Origin of the sequence: Siccirubricoccus deserti (genome assembly GCF_014283215.1) — a bacterium.
Taxonomy (GTDB): Bacteria; Pseudomonadota; Alphaproteobacteria; order Acetobacterales; family Acetobacteraceae; genus Siccirubricoccus; species Siccirubricoccus deserti.
Window position 1 is genome coordinate 1 of record NZ_JACOMF010000144.1, and the last position, 4,595, is coordinate 4,595.

7 protein-coding genes and 1 pseudogene are annotated in these 4,595 nt (G+C 68.0%); 3 read left to right on the plus strand and 5 right to left on the minus strand.

The features are described 5' to 3' along the window. The 3 genes and pseudogenes from H7965_RS28820 to H7965_RS31520 all read right to left on the minus strand — a co-directional run. Positions 1-152 (minus strand): annotated as a pseudogene (locus H7965_RS28820) (IS630 family transposase); the annotation flags it as partial. Then, the gene (locus H7965_RS32165) at positions 118-441 is read right to left on the minus strand and encodes a hypothetical protein (protein WP_186773944.1); all 324 of its coding nucleotides are present in this window, start codon (positions 439-441) and stop codon (positions 118-120) included. The pseudogene H7965_RS28820 and the gene H7965_RS32165, both read right to left, overlap by 35 nt. Then, the gene (locus tag H7965_RS31520) at positions 407-541 is read right to left on the minus strand and encodes a hypothetical protein (protein WP_261394427.1); all 135 of its coding nucleotides are present in this window, start codon (positions 539-541) and stop codon (positions 407-409) included. Before H7965_RS31520 ends, H7965_RS32165 begins: the two co-directional genes overlap by 35 nt. A gap of 97 nt (positions 542-638) precedes the next feature. On the opposite strand from H7965_RS31520, the gene H7965_RS28830 reads away from it, so the two are divergent. Then, the gene (locus H7965_RS28830; protein ID WP_186773945.1) at positions 639-1,877 is read left to right on the plus strand and encodes an MFS transporter; all 1,239 of its coding nucleotides are present in this window, start codon (positions 639-641) and stop codon (positions 1,875-1,877) included. Here H7965_RS28830 and H7965_RS28835 read toward each other — a convergent pair. Further along, positions 1,855-2,121, minus strand: coding sequence for a hypothetical protein (locus H7965_RS28835; protein ID WP_186773946.1), 267 nt, complete (start codon positions 2,119-2,121; stop codon positions 1,855-1,857). The two genes, H7965_RS28830 and H7965_RS28835, sit on opposite strands and share 23 nt — an antisense overlap. Positions 2,122-2,147: 26 nt before the next feature. Further along, entirely contained in the window at positions 2,148-2,630 is a 483-nt protein-coding gene (locus tag H7965_RS28840) for a peroxiredoxin (RefSeq protein WP_186773947.1), read from the minus strand. Between the two features lie 162 nt (positions 2,631-2,792). Here H7965_RS28840 and H7965_RS28845 point away from each other — a divergent pair, with 162 nt between their 5' ends. Further along, a complete protein-coding gene (locus H7965_RS28845; protein ID WP_229682860.1) occupies positions 2,793-3,395 on the plus strand; it encodes a YqgE/AlgH family protein in 603 nt (200 codons plus the stop codon). Positions 3,396-4,024: 629 nt separating this feature from the next. Next, positions 4,025-4,501, plus strand: a complete 477-nt coding sequence (locus H7965_RS28850; protein WP_186773949.1) for a DUF2254 family protein — start codon at positions 4,025-4,027, stop codon at positions 4,499-4,501. Positions 4,502-4,595: the final 94 nt, after the last annotated feature.

Here is a 4,595-nt window from a genome sequence, read left to right on the forward strand (position 1 = left end):
CGCGCCACCTCCAGAACCGGCAGCCACTCGGCGGAGAGCAAGATGATGTTGACCCGCTGCACATGCTTTAGCGGGCGGTTCCGGTCACCAAGGATCGCAGCGAGGCGGATACGATCCTCAGATCCAACGATGACGCTGACGGTCTGGGCCATGCCTGGAGAATTCCACCGCAGCGCCCCGCTGTGAATCCTCCGTCTGCGTCAGTGCACTAGCGGAAAGCGTTGAGGCTTCTAGCACATCGGCGCCAGCGCCACCGATGATCGTATCGTTGCCGCCATCGCCAAAGGCATGGTCGCCACTGGCGGTCAGCAGTGGATTGTTGCTGCCATGACCATCGACGAAGAGGCCACCGCGGTCTGCGCCGAGGACATCGTCCCGAAAATGCCTCCGCCATCGGCATGGCGGATTAGGCGCGAAGCTGGTGGTTGGCCACGCTTTCACCCAGGGTGAAGGAGGCCCCCACTGCCCCGACGATGGCGGCCCAGGTGACGCTGCCGCCAATCAGCGCAGCCTCACCCAGGAACCGGGCCCATCGATCCATCCGGCCGCGGCCTTGCTGCCCCAGCCTGGGCCAACGGCGGGATGGCCACTTCGGTAGCAGCATGGCTTTATTGATCCGGCACGGGCTGGAATGATCGATGGACATGCGGCAGGACGGCGAAACGCCGAGTATCGAAAGCCGTGCCTCCTGGGTCATCGCCACCACCGCGGTCATCATCCTCTCGGTCTCCTTCGGCGCGCCGCTGATCGTCATCGTCGGCCTGCGCGACATCGCCGAGACCCTCGGCGAGGCGCGGGCGCTGCCGGCGGTGGCCGTCTCACTCGCCTATCTCGGGGCGGGGGCGGGCGGGGTTCTGATGGGTTGGATTGCCGGGCGCAGCTCCGCCCGGCTGGTCACGCTGATCGGCGGCAGCATGGTCTGCGGCGGGCTGCTGCTGGCCTCAGAGGGCAGCGCCTGGCAGCTGATGCTGGGCTACGGGCTGCTGGTCGGGCTGCTCGGCAATGGCGCGCTCTACCCGCCGATGATGGCCTATGTCTCGCTGTGGTTCGACCGGCGGCGCGGCACCGCGCTGGCCCTGGTCTCCTCCGGCCAGTATGTCGCCGGCGCGCTGTGGCCGGCGCTGTTCGAGCGGGCGATCGCCGCCTTCGGCTGGCAGCGGACCATGGCCGGCTTCGGCCTCTTCGTGGCGGTGGCGGTGCTGCCGCTGGCGGCGCTGGTGTTGCGGCAGCCGCCGGCGCCGCCGATGGGCGGCGGGACGGCCGCCGGGCCGTTGGCGGAAGCGCCGGTGCTGGGCCTGCCGCCGAATCTGGCGCTGGCGCTGCTCAGCGTCGCATCCTTCCTCTGCTGCATCCCGATGGCGATGCCGGCGGCGCATCTCGTCGCCTTCTGCGGCGATCTTGGCATCGCCGGCCAGCGTGGCGCGCTGATGCTTTCGGTGCTGCTGGTCGCCGCCTTCCTGGCGCGGCAGGCCTGGGGCTGGCTGTCGGATCGGATCGGCGGGCTGAATGCACTGCTGGCGGGGAACATCTGCCAGACCGTCGGCATGGCGGCCTTCCTGGCGACCCAGGACGAGGCCGGGCTGTTCCTGGTTTCGGCCGCCTTCGGCCTTGGCTTCAGCGGGATCGTGCCGGCCTATGTGCTGGCGGTGCGGGAGCTGTTCCCGGCGCGGGAGGCGGCCTGGCGGGTGCCAGTGCTGCTGTTCCTCAGCCTGTCCGGCATGGCGGCCGGCGCCTGGCTGGCCGGGGCATTGTACGATGGCTTCGGCAATTACGCGGTGGCATGGCAGGCCGGCATCGCCTGCAACCTGGCGGCGCTGGCGCTGCTGGGCGGGCTGGCGCTCCGGCGACGGGGATTCAGCCCCGCGTCAGTGCCTTGAGATTGGCCCGTACCCGTCGTTGCGCCGGGGCCAGGGCTACTGCCATCACCGCCGGCGCCGCGGCGCCGGCCAGCATCGCCTGGCTTGCCGCCACCGCGCCGGCGCTGAAGGCGCGCTGCTTCTCCAGCGCGTAGGCAGTCAGTTGGGCCTGTGCCTGGGCTGGCTGGACCCAAAGCTGGGCACTGCGCATCGTGAACACGAAGCCCGCCTGCCAGGCGAAGGCCGCAGCCGTGAAGGGGTTCATGACCGCGGCCTTTCCCGATGCTCGTCCTACAACGCGGCGAGGATGGATTCGGCCTTGCTGACCTCGAAGGCGCCCGGCGCCTCGACGGCCACATGGGTCACCTTGCCGTTCTTCGCCACCAGGGCGAAGCGCTGGCAACGCACGCCGAGGCCACGCGCGGTCAGGTCCAGCTCCAGCCCCAGCGCCTTGGTGAAGGCGGCGCTGCCATCGGCCAGCATCACCACCTTGTCGCCCACCGCCTGGTCCTTGCCCCAGGCGCCCATCACGAAGGCGTCGTTCACCGCCATGCAGGCGACGACATCCGCGCCCTTGCCCTTCAGCGCCTCGAAATTCTGCACATAGCCCGGCAGGTGCTTGGCCGAGCAGGTCGGGGTGAAGGCACCGGGCACGCCGAACAGTACGACGGTCTTGCCGCCGAACAGTTCCTCGGTGGAGATCTCCTTCGGCCCTTCGGCGGTGCCCTGCACAAGCTTGGCCGATGGGATGCTGTCGCCAACCTGGATCGTCATGGGTTTCTCTCCTCAACCGGCATTCCGTGTATCCGGTCCACCGCATCCTGTCATCGGCCGGGTCATTCCCACCATGGGCCGCCGCAGACGGCAGCGGTGATCGCGCCATACTGTACGATTGGCATGCTTGCGCGGAGCGGTCGGCACCGCCATCTTCCCCTCATGGCGAGACGCACGCGCACCGCAACCGCTTTTCCGCCGGGCCCGGACGACGGGTATCTGGCCGGGCAGATGCTGATCGCGATGCCAAGCCTGCAGAATCCCAGCTTTGCCCGCACGGTCATCTGCCTTTGCGCCCATTCGTCGGAAGGGGCGATGGGCATCGTCGTCAACAAGCCGATCGATGGCCTGTCCTTTGACGAGCTGCTGAAGCAGCTCAATCTTTCCCCGGTGCCGCCGCAACGGCGCATCCGCATGTTCCAGGGTGGGCCGGTGGAAGCCGGGCGTGGCTTCGTCCTGCATACCGCGGATTGGTTCAGCGACCAATCATTGCCGGTGACGGAGGATCTGTCGCTGACGGCCAGTGTCGACATATTGAAGGCAATCGCCAGTGGCGGTGGCCCGCGCCAAGGGTTGCTGGCGCTGGGCTATGCCGGATGGGGTCCCGGCCAGCTTGAGGATGAGATCCAGGCCAACGCCTGGCTCTCCGTCACCCCGGATGAGGCGCTGTTGTTCGGCGAGAGTGACGACCGCAAATGGCTGGCCGCCATGGCCAAGCTGAAGGTCAACCCCAGCCTGCTGTCCGGTGCCGCGGGCCACGCCTGACCGAGACAGGCTTCGCCCTCCGCCGCGAAACCCAGCGCCGCCAGCGCCTGCGGCAGGTCTCGGTGGCGATCAGGGCTTCGCGCCCCGGCAGCACAACCAGCCCGTAGGCCACACTGAAAATCCGCCCGGATCTCCTGGCGGCCACCACCAGCACCACCACCTGCCTCAGCGACCGGGACGCGTTGGTGGCGGAGAAATCATCCGGCACGGATGACGTGAGCGCCCAGGCGCGCCACGGCTGCTATGGAGCAGTGCCGCTCGGCTCCAAGATCACGATGCCGAGGATCGTGATCCTGAAATCGAGCCCCAGGGCCGGGACGCCGGCGAGGCGGCGTTCCAGCCCTTGGTCCAGTCAGGCAGCAGCCGGTGCAGCGTCAGTGCCAGCGCGGTCAGTGCTGGAGTGACGATGGGGACCTGACTGCTCTATAGCCTTGGCTTCTTGTCAGCCACGCCCGCACCGATCTGCCGTAAGCCGCCAGCACCTGTTATGGCGGAAACGGTCCGGCCGAGCGGCAGGACCAAGCCGGTGCAGGATGTCTTAATCCTGCCGGATGCTGGCATCTCGGGCACGATCCCGGCCCGGTGGCGTTTGCCATCGGCAGGTGGGACAGTCGGAAGTGCAAGGCGGCATGCTGAAAAACCGGCTTGTGGCAACCTGGGACCAGGTGCGGACCAGCTTATGGTTGCTGCCCTTGCTGATGGTCGTGGCCGGCGTCGGGCTTGCCTGGGCCATGCTTGCGGTCGATGCCGGCCGCGGCGCCGAGGACGAGGTGCAGGCCTGGTGGATGAACGCCGGCGGGCCACAGGACGCCCGGGACCTGCTCTCGACGCTACTCACGGGTGTGATCTCGATGGCCGCCATGGTCTTCTCGGCCACGGTCGTGGCGCTGACGCTCGCCGCCAACCAATACGGACCGCGCCTGGTCCGGGTCTTCCGCACCGACCTGACGACCCAGGTCGCGATTGGCACCTTTGCTACGACCATCGTCTATCTCGTGCTCGTGCTCCGCATGATCCGGGGCGACGCGGCGTTCCACGAGGTGCCTCACGCCTCGGTCAGTCTCGGTACCGCGCTAGAGCGAAATCTGACCATTCAGAGTCGCTGAGGATTCCCGCCCGGCGCGAAATCTGATTCACCGTGCCTGCTGGGCACGGAGGCCAGCTTGCATGGCGAGAACCCTGTCCGAAGATCTACGCGCC